The sequence below is a fragment of the Rhodoferax sp. TS-BS-61-7 genome, assembly GCF_002943465.1.
In the GTDB taxonomy this organism is placed as follows: domain Bacteria; phylum Pseudomonadota; class Gammaproteobacteria; order Burkholderiales; family Burkholderiaceae_C; genus Allorhodoferax.
Genome location: NZ_PTQY01000007.1, coordinates 135684 through 155990, shown reverse-complemented (window position 1 = coordinate 155990; position 20307 = coordinate 135684). Strand labels below are relative to the sequence as shown.

Below are 20307 nucleotides of genomic sequence, written 5' to 3'. Positions count from 1 at the left end.
CGGCGGTGATCGACACAACACCGCCTCCTGGTCATGAAGCAGCAGGCCCCCTATGAGAAGCACCTGTGAGCCAACACACAATTTCGGGTTGGGCCGTCCTGCTGGGCGCGACCCTGGCACTGGCCGCTTGCGGCGGTGGTGAGGGGGAGGGCGGCAACGACACGCCCACGCCGGCCGCTGTGGTCAGGCCGGGTTCCGGGTTTGACGCTGCGCCGCCTCCCGCAGAGGACCTGAGCAACGCACCGGTGGATGACCCCAATGCGGTGCCCGTCACCATTCCCCCCAGGCCGGTGGACATGCGCAGCCCCGGTTTGGCGGTCAAGCCAACCGCGGGTTCGTCGTCTGAGCTCGAAAACGGCGGCATGCCCGCCAAAAATGCTTTTGATGGTGACCTGAAGACGCGCTGGGCCAGCAGCAAGGATGAAAAGTCCTGGCTGCAGTTCGACTTTGGCAAGAAAACGCAGATTGGTTACATGAAGCTGGTCTGGGAAAACGCCTATGGCAAGGAGTACCTGCTGCAGGCGTCTGACGACGGCGTGGCCTGGAAGACCCTGCGCACGGTGACCACCGGCAAGGGCGGTGCGGAAGAGTATTTCAACCTGGGTGCAGATGCGCGTTACTACCGCATGCAAGGTGTCAAGCGGGGCACGGACTACGGGTACTCGTTGTACGAATGGGAGTTCAAGACACCGGGCAGCGACAACACCATGCCGACCCTGGCCACCTCGGAGTTGGCTACGCCCGCCGACGGCGTGCCCCATGTGGCCTTGCTGCCTGCTACGCAAGAGCCGCTCGAATCCACCCGCTTCACCTTGCCCGATGGCACGTTGGTCACGCGTTTTGGTTTTGTGGGCCGGGGCCGCCATGGCCGCGAGCGCGGCGAGGAATGGGCAGAGATTGGCTACGGCACCAACGAAACGGTGGACGCCTCCGGCAACCCCGTGGACAAGGGGCCTGGCAACTACCTGAGTTTTGTGCCCAATTACTTCAAGAACCGCACCTGGGGCACCGAGATCATCGACAACAGCAATGTGGCCGGTGTCACCAAGCCCACGCTGCGAATCAACCAATACTTTCAACAGGCGCAGCTGGCCGGTGGCCACTCCTTCTTCCGTGGCTTTGACCGACCCGGTGTGCTGGGCTACGGCTGGATGAGCGCAGGCCAACTGGTGAATGACAAGCTGTACAACACCGGGGTTGCCAGCTGCCCGGTAGTGCCCAAGCCGCAAAACGGCAAGCTGCGCAACGACAGCGGACTCAACGACGGTTGCAGCGTGACGCTGAGCACCTACCCCGGCCACACCCAGCTATTGCCAGACGCCAATGGCGTCATGGTCCCTACGGGCAAAAACATTCCGGCCCGTTCGCTGGTGCTGGGCGATGTCATCGAGTTCACGGGCTCCTTCTTCTCCACCACCGAAGTCATGGCCGCCCTGGGCGACACCGGTGGCAAGCGTTACTACACCACCGAGGTGACCTATGTGATGGGCAAGGGCCTGCGCCCCTGGTACGGCGTGCAGCCCCGGCTGATGAATGCACCCTTGCCGGACGAGACCCTGCAAGGCGGCATCGGTTCGGTGTCGTACGACTACGCGGACAACGGCCGTTGGATTTTTCAGCAGCAGCAAAACAACATTGGCATGCAGAACATGCAGCGCTTTGTAGAAGGGCGCCAGCTGATCCACACCAACATGCTCAACGGCAGCCACACCGAGGCCGGCAACGACCGTTACCTGCCTGCGGTGGGCCTGCTGGGTCCGCGTTTTAACCAGACCAATTGCTTTGCCTGCCACGTGGGCAATGGGCGCAGCCCCGCGCCCTCGGCCATCAACCAGCGCCTGGACACCATGGCGGTGCGCACCGCCATGCTGGATGCCAATGGCAAACAAGTGCCTGATACGCGGTATGGCACGGCGGTGCAGATGAACGCCTTGTCGCAGGGGCAGACGCCACAAGACTGGGGCAACAGCGTGCGCGTGAAAGAGTTTCGTGTCCAAAACATGAACCTGGCCGACGGGACCTTGGTGGAGTTGCGCCAACCCGTGCTGTCCTTTGACGGCCCCGAGCCCGCGGTGGTGTCACTGCGGGCGGCCCAGCCGATGATTGGCACCGGCCTGCTGGAAGCAGTGCCGGAGGCGGACATCTTGGCCCGCGTACGCACCACGCCCGACCAGGACGGTGTGATGGGGCGGGCCAACTTTGTGTTTGACCCGGAAACCGGCAATGTGCGGCTGGGCCGTTTTGGCTGGAAGGCGGGCAAGTTCAGCCTGCGCCACCAGGCCGCCTCGGCACTCTTGGCCGATATGTCGGTCACCTCGCCGGTGTACCCCAGCCGCGAGTGCTTGGCCGGGCCCAAAAACTGCAAAACCGCCACGCCCGACAAAGGCATCACCGAAGCCGAGCTGGTCAAGATCACGCAGTACCTGCAACTGCTGGCGGTGCCCGCGCAACGCAGTTTGACCAGTGGGTTTCCCAAGGGCGTGGCGCCCCTCAAAGACCTGGATGTCAACCCCACACAAGTGGTGCGGGGCGCGGCGCTGTTCAACACCATGCGCTGCTCCGCCTGCCACACCACCGAGATGAAAACCGGCGCGGGCCACCTGATGGACGAACTGCGCAACCAGACCATCAAGCCCTACACCGACCTGCTTTTGCACGACATGGGCGCAGGCCTGGCGGACGACTACACCGAAAGCCGCGCCACCGGCAGCCTGTGGCGCACCGCGCCGCTCTGGGGCATTGGCTACACCGAGCGGGTGATGGGCGATGCCAACAAAGTGGGTTACCTGCACGACGGCCGCGCCCGCAACCTGACTGAGGCGGTGATGTGGCACGGTGGCGAGGCACTGGCAGCGCGCAACCGGTTTGCCGCACTCCCGACGGCAGACCGCCAGGCCTTGCTGGCCTTCCTGAAGTCGCTATGAGTTCGCCTGATGCACCCCTGCCCGCCAAGGGGCCGCAGCGGCGCCGGCTGCTGCTGGCGGCGGCTAGTGCCCTGGTGAGCGCCTGTGGCGGCGGGGGCGATGGGGACACCCCCGCCCCGTCATCCGCCAGTGCCGCGCCTGCTAGCACCAAAAGTGCCAAGCGTGGCATTGCCTACGACCTCAGCAGCGCGGCGGATTTTGCGGCGCTGGCCCCGGGTGTGGCCTGGTGGTACAACTGGTCCGACACGCCCAAGGGCGGCACCGCCAGCGCGCTGCGCACCCGTTATGCCATGGACTTCATGCCCATGGTGTGGAACGAAAACTTCAACGATGCAGCCGTCACGGCCATGCTGCAGGCCAACCCGCAGATGGGCTACCTGCTGGCGCTCAACGAGCCCAACCTGAACGGCCAGGCCACCCGCACCCCGCAGCAGGCGGCCGACCTGTGGCCCCGCATCGAGCAGATTGCAACGAATACCGGCGTGAAGATCGTCGGGCCCCAAATGACCTGGGGCAACACCGGTTACAACGACCCCATTGCCTGGCTGGACGCCTTCTACCAAGCCTACCGCGCCGCCAACGGCAACCGCGATCCGCAGATCGACTACTTGGGCTTCCACTGGTACGACTATGGCCTCAAGGCCCAGCTGGACCGCCTGGCCAAGTACAACAAGCCGTTCTGGATCACCGAAATGGCCAACTGGCATGTGGGCGATGGCAGCGCCGCCATCGACTCATTTGACAAGCAAAAGACGCAAATGACCGAGATGGTGGCCCTGTGCGAATCGCGCGCAGATGTGTTTCGGTATGCGTGGTTTACCGGGCGAGGCGGTGCCGATTTGAACGACAAGTTCACCACCCTGCTGGGGCTGGATGGCCAGCTCACCGATTTGGGGCGGCACTACGTGAGCCTGCCGGTGGGTTAGGCTACTTGCATCCCGACTACCTGCAAGAGCACCATGTTCAAGATTTACTGGACCGACGAAACTGGCCACGCGCATGGCCTGGAGGCTGAGGCGATCGTGCAGGCCCTGCAGATCACCAAACAGAAACGCGACGCCGGGTACACCTTCGTCACCATGGTCAGTGAAAACCCACAGAACGCTGGCAAGCCCGGCGTAGACACTGTGGCCGACGGCAAGACCCCGGACGGGCAAGACTACGACTGGTCCAAAGCCGGCCGCGCCGGCCGACCCCGCAAGACCGACCGCATCATCACCAACAAAGACCAGTAAGCGCTTGTGCCTGGCCGGGTGAGCTCCACCGCGGCCGTGTAAAGCCCGCTACACCGGGCCTTGGCCTTGTGGGGAGGTCCTCGCGTATAGTGGTACCAAGCATGCCAATGCATTCATAAGTACATAGCGGCATTCCTTCTTGGGGAGGTGCAAATGACCCCTGTGGCTGACCTTTCAGCCCCAGTCTTGCCCGTCACAAAGCGCAGACGGCTGTTTGCCGTGGTGTGGATCTTTGTGGGCGTGGTGGTGGGGCTCTTGGTGCTGACCTACCTCAGCATTCGCCTGCTTTCGGCGGTGCGTGCGTATGTAGAAGGCGAGGGCCTGTGGTCCAAGGGACAAAAGGACGCCATCTACGCCCTGACCCGCTACACCCTCTACGCCAACGAAGCCGATTACAGCGCCTACCTGGCTGCGCTGGCCGTCAACACCGGCGACCGGCAGGCCCGCATCGAGCTGGAGAAACCCGAGCCCGACCTGAACATTGCCCGCGACGGTTTTTTGCAGGGCCGCAACCACCCGGACGATATCGACGGCATGGTGTTTCTGTTTCGGCGCTTTCGCAAACTGCCCGATATCGACAAAGCCATCACGATTTGGGCCGCCGCAGACCACCATATTGAGGAGCTGACGTTGGTGGGCGCGCGCATCCACGCGGCCATTCTGGCTGGCCCGCTGCCACCCGCGCAGGCGCGGGAGTTTCTGCTGCAGCTGCACGCGATCAACGATGCCCTCACTCCACTGGAAGATCGTTTTTCGTACACGCTGGGCGAGGCCGCACGCAAATACACCCAGATCATTTTGGTGGCCATGTTTGTCACCGTGCTGCTCATGCTTACGCTGGCCTACCTGTTCTCGCGGCGCTTGTTGCTGCAGTTCGAGCTCACGCAGGAGGTGCTGCGCAAGGGCGAGGAGCAGCTCAAAAGTGTGCTGCAGTTTGCCCCCTTGCCCATCGTCATCGTGCGCCTGGCCGATGAACGCGTGCTCTATGTGAACGACCATGCACGCCAGCAGTTTCGCTTTGGCACCACACCGTTGGAGCGCCTGCGCCCCCGCGACTTTTATGTCAACGCGGCAGACCGGGACCGGTTGATCGCCGCCCTGGATGCCACTGGCAGCGTCAGCGACCTGGAGCTTTTGCTGCAGGATGCCAATGGCAAGCCCTTCTGGGGGCTGTATTCGTCGCAAAGCATCCGCTACGAGGGGCATGCCTGCGTGATGACGGCACTGCTCAACGTGGATGAACGCAAGCGTGCGAACGACGAATTGCGCTACCGCGCCTACCACGATGCCCTGACCGGCCTGCCCAACCGCGCCATGTTTATGGATGCGCTCAAACGCAGCCTGCACCGCATGGAACGCAGCGGCGGCATGAGCTCGCTGCTCTTCATCGACCTGGACCATTTCAAGGCCATCAACGACGACCTGGGCCACGACATGGGCGACCTGTTGCTGCGGCAGGTGGCACAGCGTATTCAGGACTGCGTGCGCGAAGGCGACCTGGTGGCCCGCCTGGGTGGCGACGAGTTTGTGGTGCTGGTGGAGGGACACGACGACACCCACCGCATGGCCGACAAGGTGCTCAGCGTTTTGCGCCCCGACTACCATTTGGGAGCCCACGTGGTGCGTGTGACGGCCAGTATCGGGGTGAGCTGTTTTCCGCAGGACGGTACGGAGCTCAATACCCTGCTGAGTGCGGCCGACTTCGCCATGTACCAGGCCAAGACCGCTGGCCGCAACGGCGTGCAGTTTTACACCCGGTCCCAGTAGGGCGCCCTGGCTGTGCCAGAATTTTCCATGCGCGCCATTTCACTGTCCCCCGGATTTCAGACCTTTTTGCAGCGGCAATCGCGCGCTGTTTGGCTGACTGCCTGGGTGTTGGGCGTGTTGCTGGGCGGCGGCTGGCTGGTTTGGCAGTCGATGGAGCGCAGCCGCGAAGCCTTTGAGACCGATGCCCGCATTGCCCACCGCCTGCTGTCTCAGCGCGCGGTGCAGCACGAAGCGGTGCTGGCCACCCTGGTCCTGATGCAGCCCGCGCTGGATGCCCGCCTGCCCGCCATCTACCCACAGTTCTTGCGCATGTGGCGGCGCGTGGGGGATGCGGCCTGGCCCGGCGACGACACCTTGTCTGCCGCCCTGCAGGCGGCCGAGCAGAGCAAGGGCAGTCCCCAGCTGGCGCTGGCCGACCTGCCCAATGCGCGCTTTTGGGTGGTGATGGCGCCCACTGCGGGCAGTGACCCACAGGCCGCAGCCTATGCGCTGGAAGTGTCCCTGCCCCTCATGGTGCCCTGGGCCGACTGGCCCTATGGCGATAACCCGCAGGCACCTGCCGCCCGCCACACCGCGGCTTGGCTGGAGCAGGGCAGCGCACGCTGGGCCCTGCATGGCAACACGTCCGATGGCGCCTTGCGCCGCTTCACTTTCCGCAAACAGCTGGCCGCTGCCAGCCAGCCCTTTGACGTGGTGTTGGAGCGCGACTACACCCTGGGCGACTTGCCCTGGTGGCCGCTGGCCCTGGGCCTGCTGGTGTGGACGCTGGCACTGGCCGCACTGGCCAGTGCACTGCGCCAGCGCCGTGCGCGCCAGCGGGCCGAAGAGCTGCTTCGCCTGGGCCAGGTGTCGCGCCTCAATGCGCTGGGCGAGTTGGCCGCCGGCCTGGCCCATGAGCTGAATCAGCCGCTCACCGCCGTGCTAGCCACCACCCAAGCCACGGTGCGCCTGCTGGCCGACGACCCGCCCGATGTGGCCCAGGCCCAAGCCGCCATGGACAAGACCGTGGTGCAGGCCCGGCGCGCCGCCGAGGTGGTGGCCCGCCTGCGCCGCGCCATCGAGCGGCCCAACACCGGCACCACCACGCCGGTGGACGTGGCCCAGGCCGCGCGCGATGTGCTGCAGCTGCTGGAACCCGAATGCCGCAAACGCACCGTGGCCGCGCAGCTGCAAGGCCCCACCTCGCTGCTGGCGCTGGGTGACCCGGTAGCGCTGGAGCAAATCCTGCACAACCTGGTCATCAACGCGCTGAGCGCGCTGGAGCAAGTGCAGGGCAGGGCGCGTGTGCTCACGCTGACCGTGGAGGTCGTGGCGCCCGCCACCGTGCGCCTGAGCGTGCAAGACAACGGTCCCGGTGTGCCGGCTGCGCTAGCCGAGCGTCTGTTTGAACCCTTTGTGAGCGGCCGCCCCGGTGGCCTGGGGCTGGGCCTGAGCCTATGCGAAACCCTGGCCGCCGAGATGGGGGGCCACATCCGCTACACGCCGGCGCAACCGGGCGCCGTGTTTGTGCTGGAACTGCCTGCAGGAGAGCAAGCATGAGCGCCGCCGAATCCCTGTCCCCGTTGATCCACCTGGTGGACGACGACGAGGCCGTGCGCGACGCGCTGGCGCTGCTCATCAGCACCGTGGGCCTGCGCGTGCAACCCTGGGCCGACCCCGAGCGCTTTCTGGCCGAGTTCGACCGCCACAGCCTGGGCGCTGTGGTGCTGGACATGCGCATGCCCGGCATCTCGGGCTTGGCCGTGCTGGAGCAGCTGCAGGCCGCCGGTGTGGACCACCCCGTCGTCATGCTCACCGGCCACGGCACGGTAGACCTGTGCCGCCGCGCCTTCAAGGCCGGTGCCGCCGAGTTTCTGGAAAAACCGGTGAACGACGAGCTGCTGCTGGACACCCTGCAGCAGGCCGTGCGCCGCCATGTCAAATCTCGCCAGCGCCACGCCGCCGACCAGGCCGCACGCCAGCGCTACGCGGGCCTGACCGAGCGCGAACGCGAGGTGCTGGGGCTCATCATCGAAGGCCTCACCAACAAGGAAATCGGCCGCGCCATGGCCGTGTCACCCCGCACGGTGGAGACGCACCGCGCTAACCTGTTTGAGAAGCTAGAAGCACCGTCGCTGGCGCATTTGATTCGGCACTATGCGGCGTTGGTGGAGGAGGGGGATGGGTGAGGGGCAGATTCACCCGATTGGGGGATGGTAATGGCTGGATGTGGGCGGCAGAATCAGATGTAAAGACCGTGCGGAAATTTGCTGAATTTTTGTTACTGAGCAAATGGACAGTGCATGGTCTGCAGAGCCAAGCTAGAACCTCAATATCTGAGGGTTGAGATGGTCAGAATATTGGGCAAGTTCTAGTCTATTGAGCAGGTTTTTACTCCACACATTACGTTCATATTTATAGGAGTCGCTGATGGGGACCAAGGAAGACCAATACAAGCAGTCCTTTGGAATGGGGCAGCCTCCCGATTCGAAGAAGACTGAAGCCGCCCTTCAGCACGCACTGGACATTCGAAAGTTTGAAATTGGGCTGTACTGGCAGCGTGCCACCTATTTCTGGGCATTGATCACTGTCGCCTTCGCAGGTTACTTCGCTGTTCTCGCAGCAGAGCACATGTCAGTGGCCGAAAAGACGTTCAATGCTTTCGTCATAGGCTGCGTCGGCCTCATATTTTCTCTGTCGTGGTTTCTTGCGAATAGAGGCAGCAAGTACTGGCAGGAGAACTGGGAAAATCACGTGGACATGCTTGAGGACGGCATAACGGGGCCTCTCTACAAGACCATCCTGCATCGGCCAAAGAACGCCAATTTGCTCTCGCGCGCCATCGAAGGCCCTGCTCCGTTCTCGGTCTCACAGATTAACCAATGGGTGAGCCTCTTTACTTTGCTGATCTGGTTGTGCCTGATCTGGGTTGTCCTTCCCTCCTTCGATCCCAAAGCCGGCGTTTCTCCAAAGCACACAGCCATCGCCGCGGCAACGGTGATGGCCGTGTTGCTGCTGCTGTTTCGGACAAAATCAAATATTGTGGAGGGCCACAAACACTCTATGTCGGTGAAGCGCACCGCAGTCATCGATGAATGAGTTCTAACATGACAGCCGACTTGGACGTTCTGTCGGCGGGCTTTCATCCGCCTACTGTCTGCCGGTCATTTCTAGGTTCTGGCTCATCAACAACTGAGTATTTACTGATGAAATATTCCTTCATTCCGATCATCTGTTTACTGTTGGCCAACTCCCCTGCAATGGCAGATGACGTCAAGGGGAATAGGGGTGGCGCACCCGATAGCGAACCTGTGAAGTGCTACAAAATTGTGTGGGGGAGTAAGGACACTCCGGGGTTAGGGCTAACAGCAGGACAAGCTGTCACGCTGTGCAGTGGAACAGTTAATGCCGCGAAGACCGCTCTTTGTTTTGTGCAGGCTTGGTCTCATCCGGACAATGACGGACTAGGCCTGACCGCTGGTCAGGCCGTCTCTCTATGCAAGTCAAACTTGCTGCCGTAAATGCGCGCGATTTACTAGACGTTGGTTGCAAAGAACGCTCTGACTCTATAGCCGAGAGGGGTAGTCAGAAGCTACGATTTTTGTTTCTTACGTGTCGCTTCGGTTGCCCTTCTCTCCCACGTCGAACATTACTCAAAACGGATTGTCAACCATGACCACACCAATGAATATCGAGCATTTCAACCGCGTCGTTCTCGTGACGTTGGATAGGCTTCATGACGCATTTCCGGTACCAATTGAACTGAAGACGGCAGAGATTGCCGATGCTGCCACCCCAGAAGCACTTCCGTTAGAGCCGTCGTTCAACGACCTTGAGCCAACATTCGAAGCCGTCAAGTTTCTTGCGGCTGAGGGGTTTCTGAAGTACTCGAATCATTGGCAGGACGGCACGGCGTTTCTTCAGGTTCAACTAACGATGAAGGGGCTGACCGTCCTGGGTCAAATTCCCAATTCGTTGGACAAGAAGCCAGCACTTGCGTCACAAATCAAGACAGCGCTTAAAACCGGCACCCTGAGCGCCACCACAGATGCTGCGAAGCAATTGGTTAGTCAAATCTTCACTGCCGCCGTCGCTGCTGGTCCAGCAATCTTAGCGGCGGCACAGTCTTGATGTTCAACCCTTCGCTCCAGCGGACGGCTTAGCCGCTCGCTGGAGCGAAGGGTTGAATTGCGACTTTCCACGCGCTATCTGTTTCCAAAAGCTGCTTGTGTCCGGACTGCGTAGCGCTGTGACGCCCTTTGGATCTGGACTGCCACTTTCAGAACATTCATACCCCATCTCCGTATTTCTACGGACCCCCGCGCGTAAGCCTACGAATACCCCGCAACGCCGCCTTTTTCTACAGTTCTCCCAACGGCAAACAACAGTCTGCCGTCCCTTAAAACCCTTTAGGAGAACCGTATGAACAAGTCCCTGTCTGCCCTCGCCATTGCTTCCATCGCCCTGTTGGCCGCCGCTGGCGCCCAAGCCGAAGGCGTGCGTACCGAACGCAATATGTCGCTGGAGCTGGCCAACCGCATTGCCACGGCCGCTGTGGCTTCCTGCCAAGACAAGGGTTATGCCGTGACCACCACCGTGGTGGACCGCGCGGGCACTGTGCGTGCTGTGCAGCGTGCCGACAATGCCGGCCCCCACACCGTGGACGCCAGCCGCGCCAAGGCCTACACATCGGCTTCCGCCAAGAACACGACACTGGCCATGATGGAAAACGCGCAGAAGAACCCCGCTGCGGCCACGCTGGTGTACCTGCCGGGCATGCTGCTGGTGGGTGGCGGTGTGCCGGTGAAGGTGGGTAATGAAGTGATTGGTGCTGTGGGCATTGGCGGCGCACCTGGCGGCCACCTTGACGAGCAGTGCGCGGTGGCGGCGATTGCCACTGTGGCTGACCTGCTGAAGTAAGGCATCGCCATGCGCCAGCGTCTTTTTGCCATTGCCATCGCCTGGGCTCTGCTGGGGCTGGCCCCCGCCCAAGCGCAGGTCGCGCCCAGCGCGGCCCAGGCCACGCAGTACACCGGCCTGCTGGGTGCTGCGCACCGCGGCGATGTGGCCAAGCTGCGCACCTTGCTGGCGGCCAAGCCGGCGCTGGAGGTGCGTGACGCCCAGCAGCGCACGCCGCTGCATGTGGCCACCTATGCCAGCCAGCGTGAAGCGATTCGCTTGCTGGCGGCGGCCGGGGCCGACCTGAATGCCATGGAATACCAGCAGTACGACCCGGTGACGATTGCGGCTGTGGCGAATGACGAAGAGACGCTGGCCCTGTTGCTGCAGCTGGGTGCCAGCGCCAAGAACACAACCAGCCCTTACGAAGGCACGGCACTCATCGCCGCTGCGCACCTGGGCCATGCGGGTGTGGTGCACCAGCTCATCGCTGCTGGTGCGCCGCTGGACCATGTGAACAACTTGCACTGGACGGCGCTGATTGAGGCCGTGGTGTTGGGGGATGGTGGCGCGCGCCACACCGATGTGGTGCGCCAGCTGCTGGCAGCCGGGGCCAACCCCAAGCTGACCGACCGCAGCGGCCACACCGCGCTGCAGCTGGCCCAGGCCCGGGGTTACCAGGCCATGGTGCAGCTGCTGCAGGCGCGGCCTTAGGGCCTTAGTCTTGCGCCTTGGGTACCAAGGTGTAGGCCGGGTGCTGCCCCGTCAGCAGCAAAAACATGGCAAACATGGGGCCCTGCATGCAGCGCTCGTCGGTGGGGCTTTCCAGTGCCTGCCAGGTGCGGGACTGCAGGCCGCCGCGGCTGCCGGTTTGCAGTGAATAACCCATCAGCTCCGCCGCCTGGGCCTGGTTCAGCCCGGCCGCAACGCGCGCGGCCTTGAGCTGTTCGCCCGTGGGAATGGGCATGGTGAGCGTGATGGGCGCTGGGAGCGGAGCAGGGGTGGTGGCGGTGTCTGGCGTCATGCCTTGGACTGTAACGCGCACAGCACGTTTTCGGCCGTGGCCGGGGCGGTCAGCCGCACGGCGGTGCCATCACCGCGCGCCTGCGCCACCGCGTCGCGCAGCGCCTCGTACACGCTGATGGCCAGCATGAACGGGGGCTCGCCTACGGCCTTGCTGCCAAACACGTTGTCCTCACGGTTGGGCTCGGGCCACAGGTCCACCTTGAAGTGTTCCGGCACATCGCCCGCGGTGGGAATCTTGTAGGTGCTGGGCGCGTGCGTGCTCAGATAACCCTTGTCGTTCCACACCAACTGCTCGGTGGTGAGCCAGCCCATGCCTTGCACAAAACCGCCTTCGATCTGCCCCACGTCGATGGCCGGGTTGATGCTGCGGCCCACGTCGTGCAGGATGTCCACTTTTAGCACCCGGCTCTCCCCTGTCAGCGTGTCGATGACCACCTCGGTGCAGGCTGCACCATAGGCAAAGTAGTAGAAGGGGCGGCCGGTGAGGGTGGTTTTGTCGTAGTGGATTTTGGGCGTGCGGTAGAAGCCGTCGCTCCAGAGCTGGATGCGGTTGGCGTAGGCCAGTTTCACCACTTCGTCAAAGCTGCGTGTGGCCACGGGTGAGAACACCTCGCCACCCTTGAACTTGATGGCGCCGGCGCCGCAGCCGTCCAGCCCGCACACGAAGGCTGCCAGGTTGTCACGCACATGGCGCGCGGCAAACTGGGCGGCGCGGCCATTCAGGTCGGTGCCGGCGCTGGCGGCGGTGGCCGATGCGTTGGGCACCTTGCTGGTGTCGCTGGCGGTGCACAACACGCGCGCAAACGGAATGCCCAGTTCGTCCGCCACGATCTGCGCCACCTTGGTGTGCAGGCCCTGGCCCATCTCGGTGCCGCCGTGGTTCACCTGCACGCTGCCGTCGGTGTACACATGTACCAGCGCGCCAGCCTGGTTAAACAGCGTGGCGGTGAAGCTGATGCCGAACTTCACCGGCGTGATGGCAATGCCGCGCTTGAGCACCGGGCTGCTGGCGTTCCAAGCAGAAATGGCCTCTACCCGGCGTCGATATTGCGCGGACAGCTCCAGTTTTGATAGCAGAGGCTGGAGGATGTTGTCCTCCACCTTCATCTGGTAGTGGGTGGTGTCGCGGCGTGGGGCTTCGACAGGCTCAGCCCGAACGGCAGAACTTTCCGTTCGTCCTGAGCTTGTCGAAGGACTCACCAGCTCATCGCTGTACAGGTTGCGCAGGCGCACGTCTAGCGGGTCCAGCCCCAAATGGCGGGCGATGTCGCCCATGATGGTCTCGATCAGGATCACGCCTTGCGGGCCGCCAAAGCCGCGAAACGCCGTGTGGCTCTGCATGTTGGTCTTGCAGCGGTAGGAGGTGATGTCCACGTCCTGCAGGTAATAGGCGTTGTCGCTGTGGAAGATGGCGCGGTCGGCCACGGGGCCGGACAGGTCGGCGCTGAAGCCGCAGTTGGCCGCCATCTGCAGTTGCAGCGCGGTGAGGCGGCCGCTGTCGTCAAAGCCGGCGCGGTATTCGTAGGCAAACGGGTGGCGCTTGCCGGTGACCATGAAGTCGTCGTCGCGGTCCATGCGCAGCTTGACGGCGCGCTTGGTCTTCACCGCGGCCACGGCGGCCCACACGGCCAGGTGGCCGGCTTGCGTCTCTTTGCCGCCAAAGCCGCCGCCCATGCGCCGGCATTCCACCTTGACGGCGTGGTTGTCGATGCCCAGCGCGTGGCTCACCCAGTGCTGTACCTCGCCGGGGTGCTGGGTGCTGCTGTAAATCCACCACTGGTTTTGCTCCAGCGGCATGGCGTAGGCAATCTGCCCTTCCAGGTAAAAGTGCTCCTGGCCGCCCACTTCCAGCGTGCCGTACAGCGTGTGCTTCGATTCGGCCAGTGCGGCGGCCGCATCCCCGCGCTTCACGGTCACTGGCGGCAGCACAAAACTCTTGGCGTCCAGCGCCTGCTGCACGGTCAGCACGGCGGGCAGGGCTTCGATGCTCAGCTTCACCTTGCGAGCTGCATGGCGCGCCTGCATGGCGGTCTGCGCCACCACCACGCCCACCACCTGGCCGACAAACTGCACGGTGTCCATGGCAAACACGGGCTCATCCCCCGCAAAGGCGGCCAGCATGGGATCGCCGGGAATGTCGGCGCTCAGCACCACGCTCACCACGCCGGGCATGGCCAGCGCAGCGCTGCTGTCCACGCCCAGCAGTTTGCCGTGCGCTACGTTGGAGAGGATGGGCGCCGCGTGCAGCGTGCCGCGCACCTCGGGCAGGTCGTCGATGTAGTGCACCGCGCCTGCTACCTGGGCCACGGCGCTCTCATGCGCGTGGGACACGCCGGCGGCGTGGGTGGGCAGCAGGCCGGTCAGGGGGGTGTTGGCATTCATGCGGCTTCTCCTTCCAGCACAAAGCTTTCCAAATTGATGGCGGTGAGGCCCTGGCTCTCCAGCCAGTAGCGCTGCAGCAGGTTGCCCAGCACCTCGGTACGGTAGGCGCTGCTGGCGCGCATGTCCGAGATGGGCGAGAACTCGGCACGCAGCGTGGCCATGGCGGTCATCACGGTATCGGCCGTCCAGGCTTGGCCCAACAGCGCCGCCTGGGTTTTGACGGCCCGCACCGGTGTGGCGGCTACACCGCCGACGCCGATGCTGGCATGGGCTACCTTGCCACCCACGATGTGCAGGTTTAGCGCCAGGCAGACGGCGGAAATGTCGTCTTCAAAGCGCTTGGAAATCTTATAGACACGTGAGCGTTCTTTGGCAACCGCCTTGGGCACCTTGATCCAGGCCAGCACCTCGTCCGGGGCCATCACGTTTTTACGGTAGCCGGTGTACAGGTCTTCCAGGCGCAGCTCGCGGTGAACCACTTTGCCTTTGCGCAATGCCATCAGCACCACGTTGGCACCCAGGGCAATCAAGAGCGGCATGGAGTCGCCAATCGGCGAGCCGTTGGCCACGTTGCCCCCCAGCGTGCCGGCGTTGCGCACGGGCAGGCCGGCAAAGCGGCTGGCAAAGGCGCCCAGCTGGGGCCGGTCGGCCACCAGGGCGGCGAAGGCGTCGGTCAGCGTCACGGCGGCGCCGATGGCGATGTGGTGCGGGTACTGCTCCACGCGCTTCAGCTCGGCCACCTGGGTTACGTCCAGTACCTGAGCAAAGTCCATATGCATCTTGTTGACCCACAGGCCTACGTCGGTACAGCCGGCCACGATTTGCGCTTGCGGGTGCTGGGCGCGTGCGGCCAGCAGATCCCGCAGCGTGGTGGGCGATTTATAAGCCAAATCGGCCTCTAGCCCCCGTGGAATCTGCGCGAGAAGCTTCAGTTTTGATAGCGTTTTAGCCTCGTCCACGGGCACGGCGGGTAGGCCCAGCATGGTTTGGGCCGCGTCCAGAATCGGCCGGTAGCCGGTGCAGCGGCACAGGTTGCCGCTGAGGGCGTGCTGGGCGTCGGCCCGGGTGATGGGCTGGCCGGCGTGGGCGTGCTGCTGGTACAGGCCAAACAGGCTCATGACAAAACCGGGGGTGCAGAAGCCGCACTGGCTGCCGTGGCACTGCACCATGGCCTCCTGCGCGGGGTGCAGGCAGCCGTCGTCCGCGGCAATGTCTTCCACGGTCCACAGCGCCTTGCCGTCCAGGCTGTGCGCCATCTTGATGCAGCTGTTCACCGCTTTGGTTTGCAGTTGACCGTCCACTGCTTCGCCCACCACCACGGTGCAGGCGCCGCAGTCGCCTTCGTTGCAGCCTTCTTTGGTGCCGGTGCAGTGCAGGTCTTCGCGCAGCACCTCCAGCAGGGTGCGCGTGGGGGGCACATTGGGCAGGGTGACGATCTCGCCGCGGCGGATGAATCTCAAAACTTGGGTTGTCATGGAATGGGTTCCTCGTGCGGGAGGGTAAGTCGGGAGGGGCATGGCTCCCATACGCATTAGCATATGGCACCAATTTACACGCCTGTATGAGAGACCAATCCCTTTTCGACAAGATAGACCTTCATCTGATCAGGGTCCTTCATACCGTGTTAACCGAGCGCAGCGTTTCCAAAGCCGCCATCCGACTGGGCATGCACCAGCCGGCGGTGAGCGCGTCGCTGAAGCGCCTGCGCGACTTCGCCGGTGACCCACTTTTGGTGCGTTCCGGCTCGGGCATGGTGCCTACCGAGACGGCGCTGCGCATGCTGGAGCCCAGTGCCAGCATATTGCGTGCCGCCGAGATGCTGTTCTCCGACGCGCGCGGTTTTGAGCCCGCCACCGCACGCAACACCTTCCGCCTGGCCGCCAGCGATTACCTGGACCCGCTGTTTTTGCCCCAGCTGGTGGCGCAGATCAAGTCGCATGCGCCCATGGCCGAGATTGAGATTCACCCCCTGTCTGGCGCCAGCGACTACCGCACGCTGCTGGCCCAGGGCGACATTGACGTGGTGATTGGCAACTGGCCGCAACCGCCCGACGACCTGCACCTGGGCCGCCTGTTTGGCGATGAGGTGGTGTGCCTGGTGTCCAAAAAACACCCCGCGGTGCGCCGTGGCTGGGACCAGGCCTCGTGGCTGGAGGCCGAGCACATTGCGCCCGGCGCCACCCACCCCGGCGCCAAGGGGGTGATCGACGACCACCTGACCGGCCTGGGCCTGCAGCGCCATATCGTGGCGCGTTGCCCGCATTTCGGGCTGATTCCGGGCATGGTGGCATCAACCTTGCTGGTGCTCACCACCGGCAGACAGTACTGCGAACGGTTTGTGGACACACTGCCCGTCAAAATACTGCCTTGCCCTGTGGAGTTCCCCCGCATGATGTATTACCAGCTTTGGCACGCCCGCACCCATACCAGCGCCTCCAACAAGTGGTTGCGCGAGCGCATCAAGTCGGTGGCGGCCGAACTCCGAAAAGAATAAGAGACACGCACCCATGGCAACCCCCGCACCAGACTCTCCTCATTCCTCTGTCCCACGGCTCCAGCTCACCGGCATCACCAAGGCCTACCCCGGTGTGATTGCCAACAGCGACGTCTCGCTCACCGTGTTGCCTGGCCAGACCCACGCAGTGCTGGGTGAAAACGGCGCCGGCAAGTCCACGCTGATGAAGATCATCTATGGCTCCATCAAGCCCGATGCCGGCCAGGTGCTGTTCAACGGCAAGCCGGTGAACATCCGCAACCCGAAAGAAGCGCGGGCGCTGGGCATCAGCATGGTGTTTCAGCACTTCAACCTGTTTGACACCATCACCGTGGCCGAAAACGTGTGGCTGGGCCTGGACAAGGCGCAAAGCCTGGAGCAGGTGACGGCCAGCATCACCGCCAAGGCGGCCGAATACGGGCTGGACATTGACCCCAGCCGCCCGGTGCACACGCTGAGCGTGGGCGAGATGCAGCGCGTGGAAATCATCCGCGCCCTGCTGACCAATCCTCAGCTGCTGATCCTGGACGAGCCCACCTCGGTGCTGACGCCGCAGGCGGTAGAAAAGCTGTTTGTGGTGCTGAAGAAGCTGGCCTCGCAGGGCTGCAGCATTCTGTATATCAGCCACAAGCTGCACGAGATTCGCGAGCTGTGCAACGCTTGCACCGTGCTGCGTGGCGGCAAGGTCACCGGGGTGTGCAACCCGGCCGAAGAATCCAACGCGTCCCTCTCTCGCTTGATGATTGGCGCCGAACCGCCGCAGCTGGAGCACCGCCCGCAGCAAGCCGGCTTGCCAGTGCTGACCGTCAGCCATCTGAGTCTGGCACGCGAGGATCAGTTTGGCGTGGACCTGAATGGCATTTCGCTCACCGTGCACGGGGGCGAGGTGGTGGGCATTGCCGGTGTGTCGGGCAATGGCCAGAAAGAATTGCTCTACGCGCTGTCAGGTGAAGACTGCCGCGCGCCCAAGGGCACAGTGCGCATGGGGCAGACCGATGTGTCGGCCCTGCACCCCGGCGGGCGGCGCAAGCTGGGCCTGCACTTTGTGCCCGAAGAACGCCTGGGCCGCGGTGCCGTGCCCACGCTGAGCCTGGCGCACAACCTGCTGCTCACGCGCACCGAATCCATCACCGCGCCACGTTTTGCGGGCGGCTGGATCAAGGTGCGCCAGCTGGAGGCCCACGCGGCCCGCATCATCAAAGCTTTTAACGTCAAGGCCAACGGCCCCACGGCCGCCGCGCGTTCGTTGTCGGGTGGCAATCTGCAAAAGTTCATTGTCGGCCGCGAGATCGACGCAGCGCCCAAGCTGTTCATCGTGTCCCAGCCCACCTGGGGCGTGGACGTGGGGGCGGCGGCGCAGATTCGCGGTGCCATCCTCGCGCTGCGCGACGCGGGCTGTGCCGTGTTGGTGGTCAGCGAAGAGCTGGACGAATTGTTTGAAGTGAGCGACCGCCTGCATGTGATTGCACGCGGCAAGTTGTCGCCCTCAGTACCAGTGGCCGAGGCCACGGTGGAAAAGATTGGAGAGTGGATGAGTGGTTTGTGGGAGGGCGCTGCGCCCGCAGCGCGTGCAGAGGTGGCCCATGGCTAAGTCCGGACTCAAACTCGAAGCGCGGCCCCAGCCGTCCCGGGCCTGGAGTTATGGCTCGCCGCTGCTGGCGCTGCTGGTGACCGTCATCATTGGGGTCATTCTGTTTGCGCTGCTGGGCAAAGACCCGGTGCGCGGCCTGCTGGTGTTTTTTTGGGAGCCCATCAAAAGCGGTTATGCGCTGGGTGAGCTGGTGGTCAAGGCCACGCCGCTGTTGCTGATTGCGCTGGGGTTGGCAGTGTGTTTTCGCTCCAATGTGTGGAACATTGGCGCCGAAGGCCAGTACATCCTGGGTGCGGTGGCTGCCAGCGGCATGGCCTTGCTGGCCGAAAAGACCACGGGCGGCTGGATTGTGGTGCCCATCGTGCTGGCGGGTATTGCCGGTGGCATGGTGTGGGCCGGACTCACCGCCTTTCTGCGTGACAAGTTCAACGCCAATGAAATTTTGGTCAGCCTGATGCTGGTGTATGTGGCGGTGCAGGTGCTGGGCTACCTGGTCTATGGCCCCTGGAAAGACCCGCTGGGTTACAACTTTCCGCAGACCAAAACCTTTGAGGCGGCGACGCGTATTCCGCGTCTGTTTGACGGCTCGCGCATGAGCATTGGCGTGCTGTTCGCTCTGGTGGGTGTGGCTGGGGTCTGGATATTTTTGTTCCGCACCCGAGCCGGTTTTGCCCAGCAGGTGGGCGGTTTGGCACCTGCGGCGTCCCGCTACGCCGGCTTTTCGTCGCGCCGCGCCTTGTGGACTGCGCTGCTGGTCTCGGGTGGCATGGCCGGGCTGGCTGGCGCGCTGGAGGTGGCAGGGCCCATCGGCCAGCTCACGCCCTATGTACCTGCGGGTTACGGGTTTGCCGCCATCATCGTGGCCTATGTGGGGCGCCTGCACCCGGTGGGCATGGTGTTTTCGGCCTTGCTGATGAGCATGTTCTACATCGGTGGCGAGCTCGCGCAGTCCCGCCTGGGCCTGCCCAAGTCACTGACCGGAGTGTTCCAAGGCCTGCTGCTGTTCAGCCTGCTGGCCTGTGACACGCTGGTCAACTACCGCCTCAAGTGGGTCAAGTCCGCCGCTGCAGGAGGTAAAAAATAATGGATTCCTACGCACTGCTCATCGCAGCCACCCTGAATGCGGGCACCGTGCTGGCGATTGCTTCGCTGGGCCTGTTGATCAACGAAAAAGCCGGCATCGTGAACCTGGGCGCCGAGGGCATGATGCTGTGCGCCGCCATTGCCGGTTTTGCCGCGGTGGTGCACACCGGCAGCGACGTGGCCGGTTTTGCCGCCGGCATGGCCGCCGGCGCTGGCATGGCGGCCATCTTTGGCGTGTTGGTCATCTGGCTCAACACCAACCAGTACGCCACCGGTCTGGCGCTGAGCCTGTTTGGGGCGGGTTTCTCGGCGTTTGCCGGAATCTCGTATGTGCAGGAAAAGATGCCTGAACGCCCGAATTTCGCCATCCCCGGCCTGGCAGACATTCCTTTTGTGGGGCCGGCCCTGTTCCGCCACCACCCCATGGTCTACCTCACGGTGTTGTTTGCCTTGGCCCTGATCTGGTTTTTGTACCGCACCCGGGCCGGCCTGATTTTGCGCAGCGTGGGCGAAAGCCCTGAGTCGGCCCACGCCTTGGGTTACCCGGTGCGTGGCATCCGCTTGGCTGCAGTGGTGGTGGGCGGGGCGCTGTGTGGCCTGGCCGGGGCGTACATCTCCGTCATCTATACCCCGCTGTGGGTGGAGGGCATGGTGGCAGGCAAGGGCTGGATTGCGCTGGCCCTCACCACCTTTGCCACCTGGCGCCCGGCACGTGTGTTGCTTGGGGCTTACCTGTTTGGTGGCGTGACCATGCTGCAGTTCCATTTGCAGGGCATTGGGGTGGAGGTGCCCAGCCAGTTCCTCACCATGCTGCCCTATGTGGCGACCATCGTGGTGCTGGCGCTGATCTCGCGCAATCCACGCTGGATTCGGATTAACATGCCAGCTTCCATTGGCAAGCCGTTCTATCCGGGCTCCTGATTTTTC

Annotated in this window: 18 protein-coding genes; 15 read left to right on the top strand and 3 right to left on the bottom strand. The window is 63.5% G+C overall.

Annotated features, from left to right (window positions below):
- Nucleotides 1-65 precede the first annotated feature (65 nt).
- The 11 genes from C5F53_RS17390 (at nucleotide 66) to C5F53_RS17345 (ending at nucleotide 11518) form a co-directional block, all read left to right on the top strand.
- Nucleotides 66-2924, top strand: a complete 2859-nt coding sequence (locus C5F53_RS17390) for a di-heme oxidoredictase family protein (RefSeq protein WP_236635424.1) — start codon at nucleotides 66-68, stop codon at nucleotides 2922-2924.
- A complete protein-coding gene (locus C5F53_RS17385; RefSeq protein ID WP_105262653.1) occupies nucleotides 2921-3850 on the top strand; it encodes a glycosyl hydrolase in 930 nt (309 codons plus the stop codon). The genes C5F53_RS17390 and C5F53_RS17385 overlap by 4 nt, the downstream gene beginning before the upstream one ends.
- A gap of 33 nt (nucleotides 3851-3883) precedes the next feature.
- Entirely contained in the window at nucleotides 3884-4159 is a 276-nt protein-coding gene (locus C5F53_RS17380; protein ID WP_105262652.1) for a hypothetical protein, read from the top strand.
- Between the two features lie 153 nt (nucleotides 4160-4312).
- On the top strand, nucleotides 4313-5926 hold the full coding sequence (locus tag C5F53_RS17375) for a sensor domain-containing diguanylate cyclase (protein WP_105262651.1): 1614 nt from the start codon (nucleotides 4313-4315) through the stop codon (nucleotides 5924-5926).
- Nucleotides 5927-5953: 27 nt separating this feature from the next.
- Nucleotides 5954-7465 carry an ATP-binding protein gene (locus C5F53_RS17370; RefSeq protein WP_105262650.1) on the top strand — a complete coding sequence of 504 codons (1512 nt, stop codon included), beginning with the start codon at nucleotides 5954-5956 and terminating at the stop codon, nucleotides 7463-7465.
- Nucleotides 7462-8094: a response regulator transcription factor gene (locus C5F53_RS17365; RefSeq protein ID WP_094477666.1), complete on the top strand. Its 633-nt coding sequence runs from the start codon at nucleotides 7462-7464 to the stop codon at nucleotides 8092-8094. The genes C5F53_RS17370 and C5F53_RS17365 overlap by 4 nt, the downstream gene beginning before the upstream one ends.
- A gap of 241 nt (nucleotides 8095-8335) precedes the next feature.
- On the top strand, nucleotides 8336-9004 hold the full coding sequence (locus C5F53_RS17360; protein WP_105262649.1) for a hypothetical protein: 669 nt from the start codon (nucleotides 8336-8338) through the stop codon (nucleotides 9002-9004).
- Nucleotides 9005-9012: 8 nt separating this feature from the next.
- Nucleotides 9013-9426: a hypothetical protein gene (locus C5F53_RS20175; RefSeq protein WP_146097389.1), complete on the top strand. Its 414-nt coding sequence runs from the start codon at nucleotides 9013-9015 to the stop codon at nucleotides 9424-9426.
- 151 nt (nucleotides 9427-9577) lie between these two features.
- The gene (locus C5F53_RS17355) at nucleotides 9578-10036 is read left to right on the top strand and encodes a hypothetical protein (RefSeq protein WP_146097388.1); all 459 of its coding nucleotides are present in this window, start codon (nucleotides 9578-9580) and stop codon (nucleotides 10034-10036) included.
- Nucleotides 10037-10327: 291 nt separating this feature from the next.
- Nucleotides 10328-10825, top strand: a complete 498-nt coding sequence (locus C5F53_RS17350) for a heme-binding protein (RefSeq protein ID WP_105262647.1) — start codon at nucleotides 10328-10330, stop codon at nucleotides 10823-10825.
- A gap of 9 nt (nucleotides 10826-10834) precedes the next feature.
- On the top strand, nucleotides 10835-11518 hold the full coding sequence (locus C5F53_RS17345) for an ankyrin repeat domain-containing protein (RefSeq protein ID WP_105262646.1): 684 nt from the start codon (nucleotides 10835-10837) through the stop codon (nucleotides 11516-11518).
- 4 nt (nucleotides 11519-11522) lie between these two features.
- Here the strand turns inward: C5F53_RS17345 and C5F53_RS17340 are convergent, their stop codons facing one another.
- From C5F53_RS17340 to xdhA, 3 genes are read right to left on the bottom strand one after another with little or no spacing between them, the layout of a single operon-like run.
- Entirely contained in the window at nucleotides 11523-11828 is a 306-nt protein-coding gene (locus C5F53_RS17340) for a helix-turn-helix transcriptional regulator (protein WP_105262645.1), read from the bottom strand.
- Nucleotides 11825-14212, bottom strand: a complete 2388-nt coding sequence (gene xdhB, locus C5F53_RS17335) for a xanthine dehydrogenase molybdopterin binding subunit (RefSeq protein ID WP_105262644.1) — start codon at nucleotides 14210-14212, stop codon at nucleotides 11825-11827. Before xdhB ends, C5F53_RS17340 begins: the two co-directional genes overlap by 4 nt.
- Nucleotides 14209-15687 carry a xanthine dehydrogenase small subunit gene (xdhA, locus tag C5F53_RS17330; protein WP_105262643.1) on the bottom strand — a complete coding sequence of 493 codons (1479 nt, stop codon included), beginning with the start codon at nucleotides 15685-15687 and terminating at the stop codon, nucleotides 14209-14211. Before xdhA ends, xdhB begins: the two co-directional genes overlap by 4 nt.
- A gap of 86 nt (nucleotides 15688-15773) precedes the next feature.
- Between xdhA and C5F53_RS17325 the strand changes: the two genes are divergently transcribed.
- The 4 genes from C5F53_RS17325 to C5F53_RS17310 are packed head-to-tail and all read left to right on the top strand — an operon-like array spanning nucleotide 15774 to nucleotide 20301.
- On the top strand, nucleotides 15774-16706 hold the full coding sequence (locus C5F53_RS17325; protein ID WP_105262642.1) for a LysR family transcriptional regulator: 933 nt from the start codon (nucleotides 15774-15776) through the stop codon (nucleotides 16704-16706).
- 13 nt (nucleotides 16707-16719) lie between these two features.
- Nucleotides 16720-18297: an ABC transporter ATP-binding protein gene (locus tag C5F53_RS17320; RefSeq protein ID WP_105262641.1), complete on the top strand. Its 1578-nt coding sequence runs from the start codon at nucleotides 16720-16722 to the stop codon at nucleotides 18295-18297.
- Nucleotides 18290-19381, top strand: coding sequence for an ABC transporter permease (locus tag C5F53_RS17315; protein WP_105262640.1), 1092 nt, complete (start codon nucleotides 18290-18292; stop codon nucleotides 19379-19381). Before C5F53_RS17320 ends, C5F53_RS17315 begins: the two co-directional genes overlap by 8 nt.
- Nucleotides 19381-20301, top strand: coding sequence for an ABC transporter permease (locus C5F53_RS17310; RefSeq protein ID WP_105262639.1), 921 nt, complete (start codon nucleotides 19381-19383; stop codon nucleotides 20299-20301). Before C5F53_RS17315 ends, C5F53_RS17310 begins: the two co-directional genes overlap by 1 nt.
- The last annotated feature ends 6 nt before the right edge of the window (nucleotides 20302-20307 follow it).

Excerpts from the sequence above, each read along its gene's own strand:
- C5F53_RS17385 (WP_105262653.1), top strand. The coding sequence starts at position 2,921 with ATGAGTTCGCCTGATGCACCCCTGCCCGCCAAGGGGCCGCAGCGGCGC.
- C5F53_RS17380 (WP_105262652.1), top strand. The coding sequence starts at position 3,884 with ATGTTCAAGATTTACTGGACCGACGAAACTGGCCACGCGCATGGCCTG.
- C5F53_RS17375 (WP_105262651.1), top strand. The coding sequence starts at position 4,313 with ATGACCCCTGTGGCTGACCTTTCAGCCCCAGTCTTGCCCGTCACAAAG.
- C5F53_RS17370 (WP_105262650.1), top strand. The coding sequence starts at position 5,954 with ATGCGCGCCATTTCACTGTCCCCCGGATTTCAGACCTTTTTGCAGCGG.
- C5F53_RS17365 (WP_094477666.1), top strand. The coding sequence starts at position 7,462 with ATGAGCGCCGCCGAATCCCTGTCCCCGTTGATCCACCTGGTGGACGAC.
- C5F53_RS17360 (WP_105262649.1), top strand. The coding sequence starts at position 8,336 with ATGGGGACCAAGGAAGACCAATACAAGCAGTCCTTTGGAATGGGGCAG.
- C5F53_RS20175 (WP_146097389.1), top strand. The coding sequence starts at position 9,013 with ATGACAGCCGACTTGGACGTTCTGTCGGCGGGCTTTCATCCGCCTACT.
- C5F53_RS17355 (WP_146097388.1), top strand. The coding sequence starts at position 9,578 with ATGACCACACCAATGAATATCGAGCATTTCAACCGCGTCGTTCTCGTG.
- C5F53_RS17350 (WP_105262647.1), top strand. The coding sequence starts at position 10,328 with ATGAACAAGTCCCTGTCTGCCCTCGCCATTGCTTCCATCGCCCTGTTG.
- C5F53_RS17345 (WP_105262646.1), top strand. The coding sequence starts at position 10,835 with ATGCGCCAGCGTCTTTTTGCCATTGCCATCGCCTGGGCTCTGCTGGGG.
- C5F53_RS17340 (WP_105262645.1), bottom strand. The coding sequence starts at position 11,828 with ATGACGCCAGACACCGCCACCACCCCTGCTCCGCTCCCAGCGCCCATC.
- xdhB (WP_105262644.1), bottom strand. The coding sequence starts at position 14,212 with ATGAATGCCAACACCCCCCTGACCGGCCTGCTGCCCACCCACGCCGCC.
- xdhA (WP_105262643.1), bottom strand. The coding sequence starts at position 15,687 with ATGACAACCCAAGTTTTGAGATTCATCCGCCGCGGCGAGATCGTCACC.
- C5F53_RS17325 (WP_105262642.1), top strand. The coding sequence starts at position 15,774 with ATGAGAGACCAATCCCTTTTCGACAAGATAGACCTTCATCTGATCAGG.
- C5F53_RS17320 (WP_105262641.1), top strand. The coding sequence starts at position 16,720 with ATGGCAACCCCCGCACCAGACTCTCCTCATTCCTCTGTCCCACGGCTC.
- C5F53_RS17315 (WP_105262640.1), top strand. The coding sequence starts at position 18,290 with ATGGCTAAGTCCGGACTCAAACTCGAAGCGCGGCCCCAGCCGTCCCGG.
- C5F53_RS17310 (WP_105262639.1), top strand. The coding sequence starts at position 19,381 with ATGGATTCCTACGCACTGCTCATCGCAGCCACCCTGAATGCGGGCACC.